This is a genomic window from Streptomyces sp. NPDC101165 (genome assembly GCF_044768135.1).
Taxonomy (GTDB): domain Bacteria; phylum Actinomycetota; class Actinomycetes; order Streptomycetales; family Streptomycetaceae; genus Streptomyces.
In genome coordinates this window covers 90,835-110,084 of record NZ_JBIWPG010000005.1, presented here as the reverse complement: position 1 = coordinate 110,084, position 19,250 = coordinate 90,835, and the positions used below count along the sequence as shown (strand labels likewise).

Below are 19,250 nucleotides of genomic sequence, written 5' to 3'. Positions count from 1 at the left end.
GAAGCGTGTGTGAGGGGCGGTCGCCATGGGCGACCGCCCCTCACAGGTACGTCTACGGGGCTACGGACGCAGCGCCCGCAGCAGCAGGTCGGCCAGGTGGTCGGCGACCTGCTGGGGGGTGAGGGGGCCGTCGGGGCGGTACCAGGTCGACAGGTGGTGGACCGAGCCGAAGTGGTAGTCCACGACCAGGTCGGCGGGGGTCGCCGTGGAGAAGACGCCCTCGCGCTGGCCCTCCTCGATGAGCGCACGGAATTGCTCGTGGTAGCGCCGACGCTCGGCGCGCACCTGCTTGTTCTTCTCCGGGCTCAGATGGTGCATGGAGCGGAAGAAGATCATCGCGTCGTCGAGGTTCTCGATCGTCGTGACGACGACGTCCGCGGCCGCGCCCCTGAGCCGCTGCTCCACCGGCGCGTCCATGGTGGAGAAGTGGTCCAGCCGCTCCTGCTGGACGCGCAGCACCCGCGCGTACACCTCGTGCAGAAGGTCGTCCTTGGAGCCGAAGTAGTGGTATAGCGCCCCCTTGGTGACGCCGGCCGCCTCCACGATCTCCTGCACCGAGGTGCGGTCGTAGCCCTGCTCGGCGAAGAGGCGGGTGGCGGCGTTCAGCAGCCGCTGCGGAACGGGCGTCCCGTCTCCGTCCGTCGTCCTGGGCACTGCCGCCACCTGCCTTTCCGTCGTTACTGCTGATTGTCGTGGGCGCGGGAACGCAGTTCCCGACGGAGGATCTTCCCACTCGTCGTCTTGGGCAAGTCGGGCAGGATCTCCACCTGGCGCGGGTACTTGTAGGCAGCCAGTCTCTCCTTGCAGTACACCGCAAGTTCATCCGGGTCCGCCTCGGCGCCCGGCCGCAGGCTGATGTAGGCCTTGACGGTCTCCCCGCGGTAGCCGTCGGGGACGCCGACGACGGCGGCCTCGCGCACCGCCGGATGGGTGTAGAGGACGTCCTCGACCTCGCGCGGCCACACCTTGAAGCCGGACGCGTTGATCATGTCCTTCTTGCGGTCGACGACGTAGAGCCAGCCCTGCGCGTCCATGAAGCCGATGTCACCGGTGCGCAGCTCCCCGTCCGGGAAGGTCTCGGCGGTGGCCTCGGCCCGCCGCCAGTAGCCGGGGACCACCTGGGGCCCGCGGACGACGATCTCGCCGTGCTCGCCGAAGGGGACCTCGTCGCCCCGCTCGTCCAGGATGCGTACGAGGGTGTCGGCGCCGGGTACTCCCACGGCGAGCGTCCCGGAGGCCGGATCGACGGGCGACTCCAGGCCGGGCGGGACGGCCGCGGCGGCCCCGCTGCACTCGGTCAGCCCGTAGCCGGTGCGGATGTACTGGCCGCACTGGACGCGGAACTTCTCCACCAGGGCGGGCGGCACGGGGGCGCCGCCCGAGGCGATGCCCACGAAGGAGGCGAAGTGCTCGGCGGTGACGCCCGGGTGGGCGGCCAGCGCCATGTAGGCGGTGGACGGGCCGACGGTGTAGTGCGGACGGTGCTCGGCCAACGCGTCGAGGACGACGCCCGGCTCGAAGCGATAGGCGAGCACCAGCGTGCCCGCGCTGGTGAGGCAGGACGCGAACTCGCTGACCATCCCGGTGATGTGGAACAGAGGTGCGAGCGCGAAGTAGACGGGTGCGTCCGGCAGGGCGAGCCCGGTCCGCTGCCGCTCGGCGTTGTGCATGATGTTGCCGTGCGTGTTGATGGCGCCCTTCGGGGTGCCGCTGGTGCCCGAGGTGTAGCTGATCAGCGCGATGTCGCCGGGGCCCGGGTCGCGGCCCTCGGGCGCCGTGCCGCCCTGCCGGGCGACGGCCACGAGGTCGTCGGCGTCCGGGGCCTGGGGCAGCCGCTCGAAGGTGAGCACGCGCGCGTCGCCCCGCGTCTGGAAGTCCAGCTCGCACCCGGTGAGCACGATCCGTACCAGCGAGTCGGCGGCCGTGTCCCGCAGATACGACTCCCAGGCCCGGTCGGAGCAGATCAGCGCGGCGACCTCGCCGTCCCGCAGCACATGGGCGACCTCGGCCGACTTGTACATGGGGTTGACGGGCACGACGGTCGCGCCCGCCTTCCAGGCGCCGAGGACGGCCAGGACGAAGTGCGGGGAGTTCTGCAGCAGGACGGCGACCCGGTCGCCCCGCTCCAGACCGCGCCCGGCCAGATGGGCGGCCACCGAGTCGGTCAGCTCGTCGACCTCGCGGTAGCTCAGCCGGGCGTCGAAGTAGGCGAGGAAGGCCCGGTCGGGGGCGTCGGCGACGGCCGCGCGCAGGGCGTGCACGAGCGAGTCGGCGGGTTCGACCGGCCCGCGCTGCACCTCGTTGAGCAGCGCCAGCCAGGGCCGCTCCGCGTACGGCGAGGCGCTCACCGGGTGGCCTCCCACTTCTGCTGGATGTGGTTCATGCCGGCGAGCCAGCGGTCGGGGGTGGCGGCCCGCGCCTGGTAGTACTCGGCGACCTCGGGGTGCGGCAGGATCAGGAAGCGGTCCTCCGCGATGCCCTGGAACAGCGCCTCGGCGACCGCCTCCGGCTCGATCGCGGTCGGCTGCAGCACCAGGTCGCCCGCGCTGCCGGTGGCGGCCAGCATGTCGGTGCGGACGCCCTGCGGGCAGATGGCGTGCACCTTGACGCCCCGGTGGCCGTAGGTGAGCGACAGCCACTCGGCGAAGGCCAGCGCGCCGTGCTTGGTGACGGCATAGGAGGGGGCGCCGATCATGGTGAGGAGTCCGGCGGCCGACACGGTGGAGACGAACCGTCCACGCCCGCGCTCCAGCCAGTCCGGCAGCAGTGCGTGGGCCGCCCGGACGTGGGCCATCACGTTGACGTCCCAGGACAGGGCCCAGGCCTTCTCGTCGAGGGGCTCACCGGCACCCGCGTCCTCGAAGGCGACGCCGGCATTGGCGCAGAAGACGTCCACGGAACCGCCGAGCGCGTCACGGGCGTCGCCGACGATCGCGGAGGCGTCGCCCGGCACGGCGATCCCACCGATCTCCGCGGCCACCGCCTCGGCCTTCCCGGCGTCCAGATCATTGACGACGACCCGGGCCCCTTCCGCCGCGAACCGACGGGCCAACGCGGCCCCGATTCCCCCGCCCGCTCCGGTGACGACCACTCCGGCATCCTGCACGGCTTCCACCATCGGTCTCCTTCGGCACGGCGGGATTCGGCTCGGCGATCACCAGACTAACCAGTCGGTATGTGTAAAAGGAAGGGTGACTGCACCAACCTAAAGGGCGCGAGCAACCACATACGGACGGCACCTTCCCCACCAACGGAGGTCACCCTATGCGCTTGTCCAGACGGAACCTTCTCGCCTCGGCCACGATGGCGGCCGTTCCCGTCACACCCCAGCACCGCGAAGACCTGCGCACCGGGTTCGAAAGACTCGCGGCCGACGGCTACGCACTGCTCTCCGGCCAGAACGTCGGGATCGTCACCAACCCCACCGGCATCACCCGAGACGCCCTGCACATCGTCGACGTCATGCACGCCGACCCCCGCTGCACACTCACCGCGGTCTTCGGCCCCGAGCACGGTTTCCGCGGCACCGCCCAGGCCGGCGGCTCCGAGGGCCGCTACGACGACCCGGCGACCGGCCTGCCGGTCTACGACACGTACCTGAAGAGCGGCCGCCCGCTGGCCGACATCTTCACCGCCTCCGGCGTCGACACGATCGTCTTCGACATCCAGGACGTGGGCGCCCGCTTCTACACGTACATCTGGACCCTGTACGACTGCATGGAGGCGGCCCAGCTCGCGGGCAAGCGGTTTGTCGTACTCGACCGCCCGAACCCGGTCACCGGCCGCTCCGCCCAGGGCCCCGTCCTGCACAAGGAGTTCGCCACCTTCGTCGGCCGCCGGCCCATCGCGCAGGCGCACGGCATGACGGTCACCGAGCTGGCCCGGCTGTTCAACGGGGAGTTCCTGAGCACGCCCGTCCCGCTGGAGACCGTCCTGATGACGGGGTGGAAGCGCACGCGGTTCTACGACGCCTCCGGTCTGCCCTGGGTGCCGCCGAGCCCGAACATGCCGACCCCGGACACCGCGCTGGTGTACTCGGGCACCTGCATGTTCGAGGGCACCAACCTCTCCGAGGGGCGCGGCACGACCCGGCCCTTCGAACTCCTCGGCGCCGAGGGCGTCGACGGGCGCTGGGCCGCCGCGGTCAACGAGCTGGGGCTGCCGGGTGTGCGGTTCCGGGAGGCGTACTTCGCGCCCACGTTCTCCAAGTTCCAGGGCAAGACCGTCGGGGGCGTGCAGATCCATGTGCGGGACCGGGCAGCCTACGACCCCGTACGCACCGGGATCGCCCTGCTGGTGACCGCGCGGAAGGTCTGGGACGGCTTCGCCTGGCGGTCGGACAACTGGATCGACAAGCTCACCGGCTCCACCCGGGTGCGGACGATGATCGACGCGGGGGCCGGCCCGGACGAGGTGGTCGCCGCCTGGCAGAACGAACTGACCGCTTTCCGGGGCATTCGAAAGGAATATCTGCTCTACAAGTGACCCGCGCCGTATGGCCAACTCTGCCCCGGCGCAGGACGATACGCCCACATCGCATCGTTCGGGGGACGAGGGAGCCCGGCATGGCGGATCCTGGGATGAGCGTGACTCCCTACTGGGAGCTGACCTTCGATGCGGACGGGGACGTGGACGGCCCCGAACGCGACCGGCTGCTGGCGCAGGTCACGGACCGGGGCGTCCGTGACCTGATCGTCTTCGCGCACGGCTGGAACAACGACCGTTCGGGCGCCACCGCGCTGTACCGGCGTTTCTTCGCCCCGATCCCGAAGCTCGCACCGAAGGCGCGGATCGGGTACGTGGGGGTGATCTGGCCGTCGATGCGGTTCTGCGACGAGCCGATCCCGGACTTCCCGAGCGCCGCGCCCGCTCTCGCGGCGGGCCCGGCGCTGGACCCGGACACCCGGCGCGCGCTGCTGACGACCTTCCCGGACCGGGCCGAGCAGCTCGACCGGCTGGCCCGGATGCTGGACGAACAGCCGGACGGGGAACAGGGGTTGGCGGAGTTCGGACAGCTGGTGCGGCAGCTGGTCGGGACGGCCCGGCCGCTCGCCGCGGCGGACACCTCGCAGCAGGGCGAGCCCCTCATGTTCAGCGGGGACACGGCGACCGCGTGCGAGGAGTTCGCCGCGGCGCTGACCGGGCCGCACGCCGAGTTCAGTCTGCCGAACCCCTGGGAGGGCGCCAAGGAGCTGCTGCGGCAGGCGACGTACTACACGATGAAACGGCGGGCCGGAACGGTCGGCGAGCACGGACTCGGGTCGTTCGTCGGGACGTTGACCCAGGCGGCTCCCGGGGTGCGGGTGCATCTGGTCGGACACAGCTTCGGCGGGCGGCTGGTGGCGTTCGCGCTGCGCGGGCTGCCCGACGGCGTACGCACGGTGAAGTCCGTGACGCTGCTGCAGGGAGCGTTCTCGCACTACGCGTTCGCGGCCCGGCTGCCCCAGGACCGGGACACCGCGGGCGCGCTCAAGGACCGGCAGAAGCGGATCGACGGTCCGCTGGTGTGCTGCTACTCGCACTTCGACGACGCGCTCGGCACCTTCTATCCGCTCGCCTCGCGTCTCGCGGGGGACGACCACTCGGTCCTCGGCGTCGACGTCGCGGGCGTGCTGGGCCCCGAGTGGGGAGCCATGGGGCACGACGGGGTGCAGGCGGTACCGGGCACCGCGAAGCTGGACCTCGCCGCGGCCCTGAACGGGTCGCTGCCCGGCTCGGGCTGTGTGAACGTCGACGCGGCCGCGGTCGTCCACCGCGGGGGCCCGCCCTCCGGGGCGCACAGCGACATCGTGCACCCGGAGCTGGCGCGGGTGGTGCTGGCGGCGGGCCGCATCGTCTAGGGCCTGCCCGCCGCCGTTCGGACGTCACCGGTGTGACGTGTACTCCACGACCTGCTGGAAGGTCGGCCGGTTCTGCCAGCTGATCTTGCCGTGCTTGATGCCGCCCAGGGTGCGCTGGACGATCGAGTCGGCGCACCACTGGTCGCCGGCCGAGCACTGGTCGTCGCCCGGGTAGACCTGGGCGGCGGTCAGCCCCGCCGCCTGCTTCAGGGTACCGATCAGGCTGTCCCGGCAGGCGCTGAGGCTGCCGCCGCCGCAGTACTGATGGGCGAGCGGGCCCTGCACGGACTCACCGAGCACCGACCGGATGTCCTTGTCGACATAGCTCCACCAGCCGTACTGGAAGGAGCTTCCGGCGTGCGAGCCGGTCGGGCCGTGCCCGGCGGACGGGGCCTCGTCCACGGGCAGGTTGTCGGTGAACGCGGTGTACAGGTCGCTGCCCAGGCCGGGCTCGAACTCCGCCTTCACCAGCAGCGGCCACCAGGCGTCCAGGATGCGGATCGCGTCGGCGTTGGCGTACGCCTTCGAACCCGCCGAGGTCTCGGTGCGCCTGGCGCCCGCGGTCACCCACGCCTGGAGCTTGTTCACCGCGTCCGCGGCCGTGGAGTCGGTCACCGGGGAGGAGTTGATCACCTTGAGCAGCTTGGGCAGCACGTCCTCGGCGCGCAGGTCGGCGAGCGCCGCGTCCGCCATGGCCTGCACCAGCTTGGTGCGGGTCACCCCGCCGGCCGCGACCAGCTTCTTCACCCGGTCCTCGAGCAGGTTGCCGCGGTGCACCGACCCGTCGCCCCAGGACGCGGTCGTGTAGTCCTTGGCCTGCTTGTTGTTCCAGGAGACGTAGTAGTCCTGGTCGACCGAGTTGGGGTGCGTGGAGGCCGGGGTGTAGTCAGCCGTGTTGGTGGCCGGGTCCCAGTTCCTCCACTCGTACGCCGGCTGCGCCCACACCGGGAACTCGGCGTCGACGCCGCTCGCCCGGACCGGGTTGTCGCCGCTGTTGTAGTACGCGGTGTGCTGGGAGTCGGCGTAGAACCAGTTGAAGGTGTAGTTGATGTGCTGCGCCGCGCTCTGGAAGGTCTGCGGGCTCTTGACGTAGTCGGGGTCGTTCAGCATCTGGAAGCCGATGATCGAGTCGGCCTCGTGCAGGTAGGAGGAGCGCAGCGTGGTGTAGGCGACCTTCTTGCCGCCGACGGTGGCGCGGTACTCGACCGGGCCGTACTTCGTCCGCCACACCCGCATGGTGTACGACCCCGCCGCGGTCCCGTCGGCGGTCGTCGGCTTCCAGGCGTTCTTCTGCTCGACCTCGTCCATCGCGGTGCAGGTGCCGTGGTACAGGTAGTGGTGGTCGTCCTGGCACAGCTCGACGGCGTAGGTGTCGATGATGTCCTGGCCCGAGGTGGTCGCGCTCCAGGAGTAGTCCTGACCGCGGCCCAGCTCGACGTACATGCTCAGGCCCGCGAAGGAGGCGCCGCGGGCGCTGATGCCCGGGCCCTGGATCTCCTGGAGCATGAGCAGCTGCGGGGCGAAGTAGCCGGTCTGCGGCCCGAAGACGGCGATGGGGTGGCCACTGGCGGTGTACTTGCCGCCGACCACGAGGGCGTTCGACATGCCACGCCTGGCCGAGCCGAGGGTGGTCCTGGCCGCCGCGGTGGAGGCGCCGGTCGCGCTCGCGGTGGCGGCGCTGCCCGTGCGGTCGTAGACCAGCGGTTCCTGGGTCACCGAGCCGGGGTCGGGCAGGGCCTCGCCCTGGGGGTCGTCGGGCTTGGACGCGTAGGGGAAGCTCTCGCCGTTGTGGACGGTCAGGACGGCCTCGGCGTCGTTGCGCTCGCGGAAGGACTCCCAGACCTTGGTGCCCTCCGCCACGCCGTACTTGGACTGGGCGGCGATCAGGGAGAGCGCGTTGTCGACCTCACCGCCCCCGCCGGAGCCGAACAGCGAGCCCACGACGGAGCCGAGCGCGACCAGGTCGGTGATCTTGAAGTGGTCTATGGTGCCGGCGTTGGTGATGGAGTCCTTGTGGCCGGTCAGGACGTACTCGCCGGGGAAGTAGCGGCCGCTGTCGGAGGCGTCGATGTAGGAGTTGATGCCGGCGAGATAGGCGTTGGCGTCGGCGAGGGCCTGCTGGCCGCGGGCGCCGTTGTTCGCCACGGCGTTGTCGATCTGCGCCTGCAGGTCGGCCTCGGTGTACGGCGCGTTGCGGTAGAACTGCTGCTCCAGGCCCTGGTTGGCGGCCGCGCCGCCGGCGAAGGTGGTCAGCTGGCCGCGGCCCACGTGCCGGAAGACGTCCATCAGCCACAGCCGGTCCTCGGCGGCCGCGTACCCGGCGCCGAACTCGGTGCCGTACCGGGTGGTGCCTGTGATGTGCGGCACACCGGCCTTCTTGTCACGGACGATCGTCACGTCGCTGCGCCCGGCCGGCTTCTCGGTGGAGGCGACCTGGTCGGAAGGGACGCCGAAGGAGGCGTCGTTGAAGAAGGTGTTGATCTTCGCGTCGGTGAGCCCCGAGTAGCCGGTCGCCAGGTTGGCGTACGGGCCGAGCTGGTCCTCGGCGTGGGAGGGCTGGACGCCGAAGGCCTGGTTGAGCAGGATCTGGGCGAGGGTGGCGTTGCCGTTCTCGCCCGGCGGCAGGATGTCCGAACACTGGCCGCCGCAGTAGTCGTTCGAGGCCGTGGCGCTCTCCGCTGCCGCTGCCTGGGTGAGCGGGGAAAGGACTCCCGCGATGAGAACGCATACGGATGCCGTCTTCAGGAACCCGGTGAGCCTGCGGGGAGTTCTCAGTTTGTCGAACAACACGTTGCGTGGGGTGCGCCGTGGCATGGCAGCTCCTCCCGACGGGGGTGGGCCGGACGTTACCGCCGGTATCCCCGGGATTGAAGATGAACATGCGTCAAGTTTTGGAGTCACGAAGACCGGTGCGCCCGGCGGTCAACCCGGGGCGCCTTATGGGAGGGCATCGGAAATCGGATGGAGCCGGATCGCGTGTCGATACGTCTACTCGGCGACGTCGCGCGAAAGCCGTACGGCGACGCCGAAGTGACCGAAGTGCGGACGCAGGTGTGACGGAGGTGCAGGGCGATGGCCGGATTCCGAAGTCTGGCGAGACAGGTGCGCGATCCGCGGTGTGATCTGGCACTGCGGCGCTACTCACTGCGTAAGTGCCTGGAGCGGTTCGCTCCTTACGGGCATCGGGCGACCTGGGACCACTTGTGCTCCCGGGCCGGTTTCGGTCCGGAGGACCGCTCCCCCGACCCGGTGCGGCTCGTGGCCGCACTGGAGGAGCTGGAGGAGGCGCGCGAGGTCTGGCTCACCTATGAGGGCGAGTTCGCCGAGCGCCGCAAGAAGGAGAAGCACGACGGGCTGCGCCGGCCGGGCACCGTGGACGACTGGCACCGGCTGACCTGGGGCGGGTTCGGGGTCGCCTGGTGCGACGACCCGCGGGTCCACCCCGACGAGCCGCTGGCCGAGGTGCTGCGCCGGCTGATCGCCGCGCTGGAGCGGGAACCGGGCTCGGCCTGCCCGGTGTGTTCCGGTGAGCGCCTCGTGTGGAAGTACGACCTGGACCACGAGCCCTCGTCCGGTCCGGTCTGCACGGACTGCGGGATTCTCGTGCCCCGGCCCGTGCTCACGCCCCAGACGCTGGGGTGTGCCGGACGGGGACAGCTGCTGATCTCGGCCTGATCGGCAGGGGGGTGGAACCGGGGGGTGCGCAGGGGGATGCCGCACCCCTTGCCGGGACGCGCCGTTGGGCACGGTCAGTGGCGTCCGGCACCATCGACTCATGATGCAGGTGTGTCTCAACGGCCGCCGCTCGGCCGTGGACGGCGCGTGTGTGCCGCTGTCCCCCGAGGACTTGGCACGGTCCGCCGCCGAAGCCGTCGCGGCCGGCGCCACGGAGATCCACGTCCACCCCAAGACACCGTGCGGGCACGACAGTCTGTCCCCACGGGTGCTCACCGCGACGCTGGAAGCGATACGGGCGCGGGCACCGGCGCCGGTCGGGGTGACCACCGGCGCCTGGGCCGAGCCCGACCCGGCCGCCCGGCTCGACCGGGTGCGCAGCTGGTCGGCGCTGCCCGACTTCGCCTCGGTCAACTGGCATGAGCCCGGCGCCGAGGAGGTGGCCGAGCACCTGCTCGCCCGGGGTGTCGGTGTGGAGGCGGGCATCCGGTCCGGCACCGACGGAGCGGCCCGGTTCGCGGTCTCGCCGCTCGGACCGAGGGTGCTGCGGGTGCTCGCGGAGGTGACCGACCCGGACCCGGCGACGGCGGAGGCGTCGGCGCTGGCCCTGCTGGCCGAGCTGGGCGAGGCCCACGGCCGCCCGGTGCTGCTGCACGGCGAAGAGGGCGGTACCTGGCCGGTGCTGCGTCTGGCCGGACGGCTGGGCCTGGCCATCCGCATCGGCCTGGAGGACACCCTGGTCCTGCCGGACGGTGAACGGGCCCGTTCCAACGCTCAGTTGGTGGGAGAGGCGCTGTCCCAGTAGGAGTGCGTCCAGCGGTCGTCGTAGGGCAGGGCCAGGAGTTCGCAGCGGACGGCGAGGTCGTACTCGCCGAGGGCGTGCAGGCGGACGGCGCCGGGGCCGGCCAGCCAGGTACGCAGCTCGGCGAGGCCCGCATCCTCGCTGTCGTCGTACCACCAGGAAAAGGGGGAGTTGTCGGAGAGCAGGTCGTAGAGCCACACGCCGGCGCAGTGGATGAGGTGGGTGTCGGCGACCGGTCCGCGGGGCCAGGCGTCGAGGAACGGAGTCACGCTCTGCGCGATCGTGACACAGGTGTCGAAGATGTCCTCGATGAGGTAGGGCGGTTCGACGGTCGTCAGGGCGTCCTGCCACCAGGCGCGCAGGAAGGCATCGATCGCCGCGGACTGCTCGGCCGGCCAGGAGCGCCAGTCCACCCGGCTCAGCCCGTGGCAGCCGTAGCCGATCGTGCCGAGGGTGCCGTCGGCCATCGCCCGTGCGGCCTGCGGGAGCAGGCGGCGCATCGAGGCCGCGTGGTTGTCGAAGTGGTCGGACACCTCGAAGAGATACCTCCGCACCACGTCGACGGGCATGCGGACGTACGGCGCGCGCAGATACGCGATCTCCTCGGGCAGGTGGCACCGGCTGCAGCCGGTCTCGTCCGGGCTCGCGAAGCCGTTGAAGACCGTATCGATGTCCGCGAGGGCGGCGGCAAGGTCGGGCGTGGGCATGGGAGTCGGCCCCGTTCGGTACTCCGTGCCGGGCGTCGCCGCCGGCCGAAGAGCGGGACGTTACCAGCCTCTAATCCGGTCGCTCCACCCCTTTCCCGTACGGAGAGTGGGTGTCGATGAAACCGAGCTGAGGAACCGAGGAGTCCCCAGATGTCGACGCTGCGCGTCACCGCCGAAGTGCTGACCGTCCACGAGCATCCGAACGCCGATGCCCTCGAGTTGGCCCAGGTGGGCCTGTACCGGGCCGTCGTCGCCAAGGGTGCGTACCGCACCGGTGAGGCCGCCGTCTACATCCCCGAGCAGTCCGTGCTCCCGCCGGGGCTGATCGAGGAGCTGGGGCTGACCGGACGGCTGGCGGGCGGCGACGCCAACCGGGTCAAGGCGGTACGGCTGCGGGGTGAGCTGTCGCAGGGCATCGTGTGCCGGCCGAAGGCGCTGGCGGACGTGGATCTGGCGCGGGCCGCGGCCGAGGGGACCGACTTCGCCGAACGGCTGGACATCACCAAGTGGGTGCCGCCGATCCCGCCCACGATGGACGGGGACGTCGAGTCCGCGCCCGATCTGCTGCCCTGGGTGGACATCGAGAACATCCAGCGGTTTCCGGACATCTTTACAGCGGGCGAGGATGTGGTCCTGACCGAGAAGCTGCACGGCTCGGCCTGCCTGCTGACGTATCTCGCCGACGAGGACCGGGTGCACGTCTCCTCCAAGGGCTTCGGCGCCAAGTCCCTCGCCCTGAAGGAGGATCCACGCAATCTGTACTGGCGGGCGGTGCACGGACACGGCGTCGCCGAGGTCGCGGCCCGGCTCGCCGGGCGGCTGGGGGCGCGCCGGGTCGGTATCTTCGGCGAGGTGTACGGGGCCGGGGTGCAGGACCTGACGTACGGGGCCGACGGGCGGCGGGAGACGCTGGGGTACGCGGTGTTCGACGTCTCCGCCGAGATCGACGGCACGGTGCGCTGGCTGGACGCGGCCGAAGTCCTCGGCGACGAGCTGCCGTTGGTGCCTCGGCTGTTCTCGGGGCCGTACGACATCGAGCGGGTGCTGGAGGTCGCGAGCGGGCGGGAGACGGTGTCCGGGCGGGGGCTGCATCTGCGGGAGGGCGTGGTGATACGGCCCCTCGTGGAGCGGTACAGCGGGGTGACCGGGGGTCGGGCGATCGCGAAGGCCGTCAGCCCGGCCTACCTGACGCGTAAGGGCGGGACCGAGTACGAGTAGGTCTCAGCGACCCTCGGCCATCAGCCGCGACCCCGCCCTCCGCTCGCCGAACGCATCGTCCGGGTTGGACAGGACGCACGTGTCCAAGGACAGGCAGCCGCAGCCGATGCAGTCGGTGAGGTGGTCGCGGAGGCGGTTGAGCTGCTTGATGCGTTCGTCCAGCTCGGAGCGCCACGCCTCGGACAGGCGGGCCCAGTCCTCGCGGGTCGGGGTGCGTTCCTCGGGGAGTTGTGCAAGGGCCTCGCGGATGGTCGCCAGCGGGATGCCGACCCGCTGGGCCGCGCGGACGAAGGCGACGCGGCGCAGTGTGTCGCGGGCGTAGCGGCGCTGGTTTCCGGAGGTGCGGCGGCTGGTGATGAGCCCCTTGGACTCGTAGAAGTGCAGGGCGGAGACGGCGGCGCCGCTGCGCGCGGACAACTGGCCGACGGTCAGCTCGTGGATCTTCTCGGGAATCTGGGGCACTCCTCAGAGACTACCGACAGACACCATCCGACCGGTCGGGCCGGTATCCGTTGACATCACCCCCGCACCCGAGCATGCTAAGCAGTTGCTTAGACATGCGAGCGAGAGGCCGGGAACATGGCAGAACCGAGGACCTTCACCTCCCCCGACGAGCTGAAGGGCGCGGTGGGCGAGCAGCTGGGCCACACGGACTGGCTGGAGATCGACCAGAAGCGGATCGACCTGTTCGCGGAGGCCACCGGGGACCACCAGTGGATCCACGTGGACCCGGAGAAGGCCGCGGCGGGACCGTTCAAGACCACCATCGCCCACGGCTACCTGACGCTGTCGCTGCTCCCGCTCTTCGGGCCGCAGCTCATCAAGGTCGAGGGCGTGCGGATGGGCGTCAACTACGGGACCAACAAGGTCCGCTTCCCCTCCCCCGTCCCCGTCGGCTCCCGGCTGCGCGCCACCGCGACGATCACCGGTGTCGAGGACGTCCCGGGCGGTGTCCAGGTGGCCGTCGCCTTCACCGTCGAGCGCGAGGGCGGCGACAAGCCGGTCTGCGTCGCGGAGTCGGTGTCCCGGTACTACTTCTGAGTCTCCACTGGTGGGCGCCCTACCCGGCGCCCACCATCCGCAGCACGAGGTCGGCGTACAGTGCGCCGACCTCCTCGGGGGTGCGCGGACCGTCCAGGGTGAACCAGCGGGCCACGTCGATGCACAACGACAGCACGGCGAGGGTGGTGCCCTTCACGTCGAGCACGTCGAACTCACCGGAGGCCACACCGTCCTCGATGATCCCGCGCACCTCGGCGTCCACCTCGCGGCGCAGCGCGACGATCTCGGCGCGGGCCTCGGGGCCGAGCGCTTCGAGTTCGTACTGCACGACCCGCGCGGTGGTGCGCCGCCCGGCGTGCCAGCGGACGAAGGAGCTGACGGCGTCGGCGAGCCGCTCCGCGGCCGTGCCCTCGCGCCGGGCCGCCGTCCGCAGGATGTCCAGGGCCTTGTCGTGGCCGATCCGGCTGATCCGGTGGAGCAGCTCTTCCTTGGTCTTGTAGTGGATGTAGAGCGCGGCCGGGCTCATGCCGGCGCGACCCGCGATGTCGCGGGTCGTCGTCGCGTGGTAGCCGCGCTCGGCGAAGGCCTCCACGGCGGCGACCAGCAGTCGCCGGGCCGCGTCAGGGGTGACCTCTTCCCACGGCTCGACCTCGCCGCCGGCCGTCTCCTCCGCCGTACTCATCGCTTGCTCGCCCCTCTCCGTGACAGGAGCACCACCATACCGCCGAAGGTGAGCGCTCGCTTAGAGCGCCCGCTCAGAGCTTGCCCGCGCTTTTCACAGCTTCTCGAAGGGGTCGTGCTCGGCGAGCAGCTTCTCCAGGCGGGCCTGGTCGACGCGGCTGACGATCTGCCCTGCCTCCTGGCGGTCCCGGATCACCTTGGCGAGCGTGAAGGCGGACGTGACGAGATAGAGCACGGCGATGGCCAGGAAGGCCCGCACCCAGACGTCGGCGTCCAGCCGGAAGATACCGATGGCGGTGGCCGCCATGGCGACCGAGAAGGAGGCGACGGCCTGGCCGTAGTAGGCGGCCGTGTTCTGCTGTTTGACGGGTGTGTCACTCATGGGAGCAAGGATCGGCGGACGTGGCCCGCGCCACATCCGCCGAAGTACTCAGGAGCGTACTCAGAAGGCGGAGACCCCGGTGAGCGCCCGGCCGATGAGCAGCTTCTGGATCTGGGTGGTGCCCTCGTAGAGGGTCATCACGCGGGCGTCGCGCAGGAGTTTGCCGGCCGGGTACTCGTCGATGTAGCCGTAGCCGCCGAAGACCTGAAGGGCGTTGTTGGCGGCGCGGACGGCCGCCTCGGAGGCGAACAGCTTGGCCTTGGAGGACTCGACGGCGAACGGCTGCCCGCGGTCGACGAGGTCGGCGACCCGCCAGGTGAGCAGCCGGGCCGCGTCCACGTCGACGGCGATGTCGCTGATCAGCTCCTGCACCAGCTGGTGCTGGGCGATGGACCTGCCGAACTGCTCGCGCTCACCGGCGTACCGCACGGCCGCGTCCAGGGCGGCCTGGGCTATGCCGACACAGCCCGCCGCCACCGACATCCGCCCCTTGGCCAGCGCTGACATGGCGACGGAGAAGCCCTTGCCCTCCTCGCCGAGCAGCGCGGAGGCGGGCACCCGGACGTCCTCGAGGACCAGTTCGGCGGTGGCCTGGCCGCGCAGGCCGAGCTTTCCGTGGATGGCGCGGCGGGTCAGTCCGGGGGTGTCGGCGGGCACCAGGAAGGCGGAGACGCCCTTGTGTCCGGGGGCGTCCGTGGAGCGGGCGAAGAGCAGGACGACGTCGGCCCAGGTGCCGTTCGTGATGAACATCTTGGTGCCGTTGAGGACGTAGGTTTCGCCGTCGCGCACCGCGCGGGTGGTGAGGTTGCCCGCGTCGGAGCCGGTACCGGGCTCGGTGAGGCCGAAGCAGCCGACGTACTCACCCGCGGTCAGGCCCGGCAGCCAGCGCCGCTTCTGCTCCTCGCTCCCCCAAGCAGCGATCGACTTGGCGACCAGGCCCAGGGACACGGAGACGATGCCGCGGACCGAGGAGTCCCCGCGGCCCAGCTCCTCGGTGACCAGGCAGTACGCGAGATGGTCGCCGCCCGAGCCGCCGTACTCCTCGCCGACGGTCAGACCGAGGAAGCCGACCTCGCCGAGTTTCTTCACGATGCCCCGGTCGACCTCTTCGGCCCGGTCCCAGGCGACCACGTGCGGGGCGACCTCGCGCTCCACGAAGTCCCGGGCGAGCTGCCGTACCGCGGTCTGCTCCGCACTGAGCCCCAGGTTCACCACGAGATCACCCCACACCAGATGGATCTTGAAAGCCGGACATTTAAATTAGCACTGCTAGTTTCCTCTCGCAGCCCTACTATGTGCGCCATGGCCCGACCGCGCAAGCCCCTCCTCAGCACCGACCGGATCGTCGAGACGGCACGGGAACTCGTGGACGCGGAGGGCCTCGCGGCCGTCTCCACCCGACGGCTCGCCGCCGAGCTGGGGGTCAGCGGGCCCTCGCTCTACAACCACTTCCGCACCAAGGACGAGATCCTGGAGGCGGTCGCCGACTCGGTGAGCGGTCTGGTGGACCTGTCGATGTTCGAGAACGTCCGGGACTGGCGGACCGCGCTGCACGACTGGGCGATCTCCTACCGCGCCGCTCTGCGCGACCATCCGAACATCGTCCCGGTCCTCGCCCGCGGGCCCGGGCGCCGCCCCGCAGCGCTGCGGCTCGCCGACGCCGTGTACGGCGCGATGGTCGCGGCGGGCTGGCCGCCGTCGCAGGCCACGTCCATCGGCGCGCTGATGCGGTACTTCATCATGGGCTCCGCGCTCGGCTCGTTCGCCGGGGGCTTCGTGGACGACGCGAGCGCGTACGACCCCGCCGACTATCCCCACCTCGGGCAGGCGCACCTGCTCGCCGAACAGCAGGAGAAGATCGACGAGCGGGCCTTCGAGACGGGGCTGAGCGCGCTGCTGGACGGGCTGGCGCAGCAGTACGAACAGGTACGACAGAGCGTGTGAGGACACTTCGGCCGGCGCCGAAGTGTCGGTGCCGCATGCTGAAGCCATGACCACCAAGGACTCCCAGGCCGCCGGCCTCGCCGCGCTCGCCTCGCTGGTCGCCGACGAGACCCGGGCCGCGTGCCTGCTCGCGCTGCTGGACGGGCGGGCCTGGACCGCCGGGGAACTGGCCCGGCATGCCGGGGTCGCCGCGTCCACACTGAGCGAGCACCTGGGCAAGCTGGTCGGGGGCGGACTGCTGACCGAGGAACGGCAGGGCCGGCACCGGTACGTCCGGCTGGCCGACGCCCGCGTGGCACAGCTCGTCGAGGACCTCGCCGCACAGGTGCCCGCGGCTGCGGTACGGCAGACGGCCCGCACCCTGCGGGAGTCGAGCGCCCGCTCCGCGATGGCTCGCGGCCGTACCTGTTACGACCATCTCGCCGGGCGGCTCGGGATCGCGGTCACCGATGCCCTGACGTCGCGTGGGCTGCTTCGGCAGGACACCGGGTTCGCGCTGACGGACGCGGGGGTGGAGTGGTTCGGTACGGCGGGAATCTCCCTCGACCGGTCGACCCGGCGTCCGCTGGCCCGAGCGTGCCTGGACTGGACCGAGCGGCGGCCTCATCTCGCGGGGGTGGCGGGGGCGGCGCTGTGCCGGCACGCGATGGATGTGGGCTGGTGCGTGCGTATCGGCTCCGAGCGGGCCGTGAAGGTGACTCCGTCGGGGGAGCGGGCGCTATTTGAGTTGCTCGGTGTCGAGGCGGCGGGGTTGGGTTGAGTTCGGCTACGGGGGTGGGGGTTGTGTGGTGTGCCGCGTGCGGGTGTGTGCGGGCTGGTCGCGCCCACGCGGCGGAGCCGCATGTCGACACAGTCCCGCGCCCCTGGGGAGTTGCAGCCCCGTCGGCTGCATGGATGCCGTACGCAGCGGCCACCCGGTGACACCGTCCGATTCCCGCCAGTTCGCAGCCCCTTCGCTGCCTAGTCTCAGGAGCATGATGAACAGCGCCCCACGTCAACAGCTGCTCGCCACCGCCGCAGCCGTCGTCTCCGTCGTGCTCTGGGCCTCCGCCTTCGTGGCGATCCGGACCGCGGGGGACGCCTACTCGCCGGGTGCGCTCGCGCTCGGGCGGCTGGTCGCGGGGGTCGTGGCGCTGGGCGTCATCTGTGTCGTACGGCGGGAGGGGTTGCCGCCCAGGAGTGCGTGGCGGGGCATCGGGCTGTCCGGGGTGCTGTGGTTCGGGTTCTACATGGTGGTCCTGAACTGGGGTGAGCAGCAGGTGGACGCGGGCACCGCCGCTCTCGTCGTGAACGTGGGCCCGCTGCTGATAGCCCTGCTCGGTGCCAGACTGCTCGGCGATCCGATGCCGCCCCGGCTGCTGGCGGGGATGGCCGTGTCGTTCGCCGGTGCCGTGACCGTGGGGCTGTCGATGTCGGCCGGGGGCGGATCCTCGGTGTTCGGGGTGGTGCTGTGTCTGCTCGCGGCGGTGGCCTACGCCGGCGGGGTCGTCGCACAGAAGCCGGCCCTCGGGCACGGAAGTGCCCTGCAGGTGACGACCTACGGGTGCCTCGTCGGTGCCGTGGTCTGCCTGCCGTTCGCCGGACAGTTGGTGCGGGAGGCGGCCCACGCGCCGGTCTCGGCCACCCTCGACATGGTGTATCTCGGTGTCTTTCCCACCGCGTTGGCCTTCACCACCTGGGCCTACGCCCTCGCCCGCACCACCGCCAGCCGGATGGGCGCGACGACGTACGCCGTTCCGGCCCTGGTCGTGCTGATGTCGTGGCTGGCGCTCGGCGAGGTGCCGGGGCTGCTCACGCTCGTGGGCGGGACGCTGTGCCTCGCGGGCGTGGCGGTGTCCCGGTCCCGGGTGCGCGGGCGGACCCGGCGGGTCGCGGCCGGGGAGCCGCGACCCGAGAAGGTCGGCTGAGCGTCAGAACACCACCAGGGACCGGCCGCCCTTGCCCGCCAGCATGTTCTCGAAGGCCGCCGGGATGCCCTCCAGGGCGATCCGTTCGGTGACCAGGGCCGAGAGGTCCAGCCGGCCCTCCCGTACATGTTCGGCGAGCACCGGCAGGTCGCGGGCCGGGTCGGAGTTGCCGTAGACGCAGCCGGACAGGGTGCGGCCCCACTGGAAGATCTCCAGGGCGTTGAAGGTCACCTCCTGGTCCTTGCCGCCGATGCCGACGACCGTCGTACGGCCGCCCCGGCGGGTGGACTCCCAGGCGGCGCGGATGGTGACCGCGCGGCCCACGCACTCCACGGAGACGTCGACGCCCTGCTTGTCGGTGAGGGCGCGGATCTCGCGGGGGGTGGTGTCGGAGGCGAGGACGAAGTCCGTGGCACCGGCGGCGCGGGCCAGTTCCTCCTTCTCCGGGGAGACGTCGACGGCGACGATGCGCGACGCCCCCGCGATGCGCGCGGACTGGAGGGTGGCCAGGCCCACTCCCCCGACGCCGAACACGGCGACCGTCTCGTCCGGCCGGACCCTGGCCGAGTGGTGGACGGCGCCGTAGCCGGTGAGGACGGCGCAGCCGAGGAGGGCCGCGTCGGTGAGCGGGACACCCTCCGGGAGGGGCAGCACGCAGGAGGAGGCGACGACGGTCTCCTCGGCGAACGCGGCGACGTTCAGGCCGGGGTGGAGGTCGGTGCCGTCGGCGGTGCGGGCATAGACGTCGGCGGCGCCGTTCAGCGCGTTGGCGCACAGCCAGACCTCGCCGAGCGTGCAGGCGTGGCAGGTGCCGCAGGACGGTGCCCAGTTGAGGACCACGGGGGTGCCGGGCGACACGTGGGTGACGCCCTCGCCCACGGCCACGACCGTTCCGGCGCCCTCGTGGCCGAGGACCACCGGGACCGGTACCCGCAGGGTGCCGTTGGACAGCGACAGGTCGGAGTGGCAGACACCGGCGGCGGCGAGGCGGACGCGGACCTGTCCGGGGCCCGGCTCGGGCAGCTCGATGTCGGTGATCTTCAGCGGGGCGCCGATGGCGGGCAGGACGGCGGCTCGTACGGCCATGGGGCG

At 71.3% G+C, this 19,250-nt stretch carries 19 protein-coding genes; 9 read left to right on the top strand and 10 right to left on the bottom strand.

Annotated features, from left to right (window positions below):
• Positions 1-60: 60 nt before the first annotated feature.
• From ACIRVH_RS11970 to ACIRVH_RS11960, 3 genes are read right to left on the bottom strand one after another with little or no spacing between them, the layout of a single operon-like run.
• Positions 61-654 carry a TetR/AcrR family transcriptional regulator gene (locus ACIRVH_RS11970; protein WP_381667054.1) on the bottom strand — a complete coding sequence of 198 codons (594 nt, stop codon included), beginning with the start codon at positions 652-654 and terminating at the stop codon, positions 61-63.
• 23 nt (positions 655-677) lie between these two features.
• On the bottom strand, positions 678-2,348 hold the full coding sequence (locus ACIRVH_RS11965) for a class I adenylate-forming enzyme family protein (RefSeq protein WP_403951232.1): 1,671 nt from the start codon (positions 2,346-2,348) through the stop codon (positions 678-680).
• Entirely contained in the window at positions 2,345-3,118 is a 774-nt protein-coding gene (locus ACIRVH_RS11960) for an SDR family oxidoreductase (protein ID WP_403951228.1), read from the bottom strand. The genes ACIRVH_RS11965 and ACIRVH_RS11960 overlap by 4 nt, the downstream gene beginning before the upstream one ends.
• A 146-nt stretch (positions 3,119-3,264) precedes the next feature.
• On the opposite strand from ACIRVH_RS11960, the gene ACIRVH_RS11955 reads away from it, so the two are divergent.
• Both ACIRVH_RS11955 and ACIRVH_RS11950 read left to right on the top strand, forming a co-directional pair.
• A complete protein-coding gene (locus tag ACIRVH_RS11955; protein WP_403951226.1) occupies positions 3,265-4,485 on the top strand; it encodes an exo-beta-N-acetylmuramidase NamZ domain-containing protein in 1,221 nt (406 codons plus the stop codon).
• A gap of 80 nt (positions 4,486-4,565) precedes the next feature.
• The gene (locus ACIRVH_RS11950) at positions 4,566-5,840 is read left to right on the top strand and encodes a serine-threonine protein kinase (RefSeq protein WP_403951225.1); all 1,275 of its coding nucleotides are present in this window, start codon (positions 4,566-4,568) and stop codon (positions 5,838-5,840) included.
• Between the two features lie 24 nt (positions 5,841-5,864).
• Here the strand turns inward: ACIRVH_RS11950 and ACIRVH_RS11945 are convergent, their stop codons facing one another.
• The gene (locus ACIRVH_RS11945) at positions 5,865-8,654 is read right to left on the bottom strand and encodes a penicillin acylase family protein (protein ID WP_403951223.1); all 2,790 of its coding nucleotides are present in this window, start codon (positions 8,652-8,654) and stop codon (positions 5,865-5,867) included.
• 258 nt (positions 8,655-8,912) lie between these two features.
• On the opposite strand from ACIRVH_RS11945, the gene ACIRVH_RS11940 reads away from it, so the two are divergent.
• A complete protein-coding gene (locus ACIRVH_RS11940) occupies positions 8,913-9,515 on the top strand; it encodes a hypothetical protein (protein WP_403951221.1) in 603 nt (200 codons plus the stop codon).
• Positions 9,516-9,615: 100 nt separating this feature from the next.
• Positions 9,616-10,320 carry a 3-keto-5-aminohexanoate cleavage protein gene (locus ACIRVH_RS11935; protein WP_403951218.1) on the top strand — a complete coding sequence of 235 codons (705 nt, stop codon included), beginning with the start codon at positions 9,616-9,618 and terminating at the stop codon, positions 10,318-10,320.
• Here the strand turns inward: ACIRVH_RS11935 and ACIRVH_RS11930 are convergent.
• Positions 10,290-11,024 (bottom strand): hypothetical protein, encoded by a 735-nt coding sequence (locus ACIRVH_RS11930; RefSeq protein ID WP_403951216.1) that lies wholly within the window; start codon positions 11,022-11,024, stop codon positions 10,290-10,292. The genes ACIRVH_RS11935 and ACIRVH_RS11930 overlap by 31 nt on opposite strands.
• 150 nt (positions 11,025-11,174) lie before the next feature.
• On the opposite strand from ACIRVH_RS11930, the gene ACIRVH_RS11925 reads away from it, so the two are divergent.
• Positions 11,175-12,242: an RNA ligase (ATP) gene (locus ACIRVH_RS11925; RefSeq protein ID WP_403951214.1), complete on the top strand. Its 1,068-nt coding sequence runs from the start codon at positions 11,175-11,177 to the stop codon at positions 12,240-12,242.
• A 3-nt stretch (positions 12,243-12,245) separates the two neighbouring features.
• On the opposite strand, the gene soxR is transcribed toward ACIRVH_RS11925, so the two are convergent.
• Positions 12,246-12,704, bottom strand: coding sequence for a redox-sensitive transcriptional activator SoxR (gene soxR / locus ACIRVH_RS11920; RefSeq protein ID WP_403951212.1), 459 nt, complete (start codon positions 12,702-12,704; stop codon positions 12,246-12,248).
• A gap of 117 nt (positions 12,705-12,821) precedes the next feature.
• On the opposite strand from soxR, the gene ACIRVH_RS11915 reads away from it, so the two are divergent.
• Positions 12,822-13,283: a MaoC family dehydratase gene (locus ACIRVH_RS11915; RefSeq protein WP_403951210.1), complete on the top strand. Its 462-nt coding sequence runs from the start codon at positions 12,822-12,824 to the stop codon at positions 13,281-13,283.
• Between the two features lie 19 nt (positions 13,284-13,302).
• Here the strand turns inward: ACIRVH_RS11915 and ACIRVH_RS11910 are convergent, their stop codons facing one another.
• The 3 genes from ACIRVH_RS11910 to ACIRVH_RS11900 form a co-directional block, all read right to left on the bottom strand.
• On the bottom strand, positions 13,303-13,926 hold the full coding sequence (locus ACIRVH_RS11910) for a TetR/AcrR family transcriptional regulator (RefSeq protein ID WP_403951207.1): 624 nt from the start codon (positions 13,924-13,926) through the stop codon (positions 13,303-13,305).
• A 93-nt stretch (positions 13,927-14,019) separates the two neighbouring features.
• Entirely contained in the window at positions 14,020-14,307 is a 288-nt protein-coding gene (locus ACIRVH_RS11905; protein WP_403951205.1) for a YiaA/YiaB family inner membrane protein, read from the bottom strand.
• Between the two features lie 60 nt (positions 14,308-14,367).
• Complete coding sequence (locus ACIRVH_RS11900) at positions 14,368-15,519, bottom strand: acyl-CoA dehydrogenase family protein (protein WP_403951985.1); 1,152 nt, start codon at positions 15,517-15,519, stop codon at positions 14,368-14,370.
• A gap of 90 nt (positions 15,520-15,609) precedes the next feature.
• On the opposite strand from ACIRVH_RS11900, the gene ACIRVH_RS11895 reads away from it, so the two are divergent.
• The 3 genes from ACIRVH_RS11895 (at position 15,610) to ACIRVH_RS11885 (ending at position 18,158) form a co-directional block, all read left to right on the top strand.
• Positions 15,610-16,251, top strand: coding sequence for a TetR/AcrR family transcriptional regulator (locus ACIRVH_RS11895; RefSeq protein ID WP_403951202.1), 642 nt, complete (start codon positions 15,610-15,612; stop codon positions 16,249-16,251).
• A gap of 46 nt (positions 16,252-16,297) precedes the next feature.
• Positions 16,298-17,011 carry an ArsR/SmtB family transcription factor gene (locus ACIRVH_RS11890; protein ID WP_403951201.1) on the top strand — a complete coding sequence of 238 codons (714 nt, stop codon included), beginning with the start codon at positions 16,298-16,300 and terminating at the stop codon, positions 17,009-17,011.
• 214 nt (positions 17,012-17,225) lie between these two features.
• Positions 17,226-18,158 carry a DMT family transporter gene (locus tag ACIRVH_RS11885; protein ID WP_403951199.1) on the top strand — a complete coding sequence of 311 codons (933 nt, stop codon included), beginning with the start codon at positions 17,226-17,228 and terminating at the stop codon, positions 18,156-18,158.
• Positions 18,159-18,161: 3 nt separating this feature from the next.
• Here the strand turns inward: ACIRVH_RS11885 and ACIRVH_RS11880 are convergent, their stop codons facing one another.
• A complete protein-coding gene (locus tag ACIRVH_RS11880; protein ID WP_403951196.1) occupies positions 18,162-19,244 on the bottom strand; it encodes a Zn-dependent alcohol dehydrogenase in 1,083 nt (360 codons plus the stop codon).
• Between the last annotated feature and the right edge of the window lie 6 nt (positions 19,245-19,250).

Excerpts from the sequence above, each read along its gene's own strand:
- ACIRVH_RS11960 (WP_403951228.1), bottom strand. The coding sequence starts at position 3,118 with ATGGTGGAAGCCGTGCAGGATGCCGGAGTGGTCGTCACCGGAGCGGGC.
- ACIRVH_RS11955 (WP_403951226.1), top strand. The coding sequence starts at position 3,265 with ATGCGCTTGTCCAGACGGAACCTTCTCGCCTCGGCCACGATGGCGGCC.
- ACIRVH_RS11950 (WP_403951225.1), top strand. The coding sequence starts at position 4,566 with ATGGCGGATCCTGGGATGAGCGTGACTCCCTACTGGGAGCTGACCTTC.
- ACIRVH_RS11945 (WP_403951223.1), bottom strand. The coding sequence starts at position 8,654 with ATGCCACGGCGCACCCCACGCAACGTGTTGTTCGACAAACTGAGAACT.
- ACIRVH_RS11940 (WP_403951221.1), top strand. The coding sequence starts at position 8,913 with ATGGCCGGATTCCGAAGTCTGGCGAGACAGGTGCGCGATCCGCGGTGT.
- ACIRVH_RS11935 (WP_403951218.1), top strand. The coding sequence starts at position 9,616 with ATGATGCAGGTGTGTCTCAACGGCCGCCGCTCGGCCGTGGACGGCGCG.
- ACIRVH_RS11930 (WP_403951216.1), bottom strand. The coding sequence starts at position 11,024 with ATGCCCACGCCCGACCTTGCCGCCGCCCTCGCGGACATCGATACGGTC.
- ACIRVH_RS11925 (WP_403951214.1), top strand. The coding sequence starts at position 11,175 with ATGTCGACGCTGCGCGTCACCGCCGAAGTGCTGACCGTCCACGAGCAT.
- ACIRVH_RS11915 (WP_403951210.1), top strand. The coding sequence starts at position 12,822 with ATGGCAGAACCGAGGACCTTCACCTCCCCCGACGAGCTGAAGGGCGCG.
- ACIRVH_RS11910 (WP_403951207.1), bottom strand. The coding sequence starts at position 13,926 with ATGAGTACGGCGGAGGAGACGGCCGGCGGCGAGGTCGAGCCGTGGGAA.
- ACIRVH_RS11905 (WP_403951205.1), bottom strand. The coding sequence starts at position 14,307 with ATGAGTGACACACCCGTCAAACAGCAGAACACGGCCGCCTACTACGGC.
- ACIRVH_RS11895 (WP_403951202.1), top strand. The coding sequence starts at position 15,610 with ATGGCCCGACCGCGCAAGCCCCTCCTCAGCACCGACCGGATCGTCGAG.
- ACIRVH_RS11890 (WP_403951201.1), top strand. The coding sequence starts at position 16,298 with ATGACCACCAAGGACTCCCAGGCCGCCGGCCTCGCCGCGCTCGCCTCG.
- ACIRVH_RS11885 (WP_403951199.1), top strand. The coding sequence starts at position 17,226 with ATGATGAACAGCGCCCCACGTCAACAGCTGCTCGCCACCGCCGCAGCC.
- ACIRVH_RS11880 (WP_403951196.1), bottom strand. The coding sequence starts at position 19,244 with ATGGCCGTACGAGCCGCCGTCCTGCCCGCCATCGGCGCCCCGCTGAAG.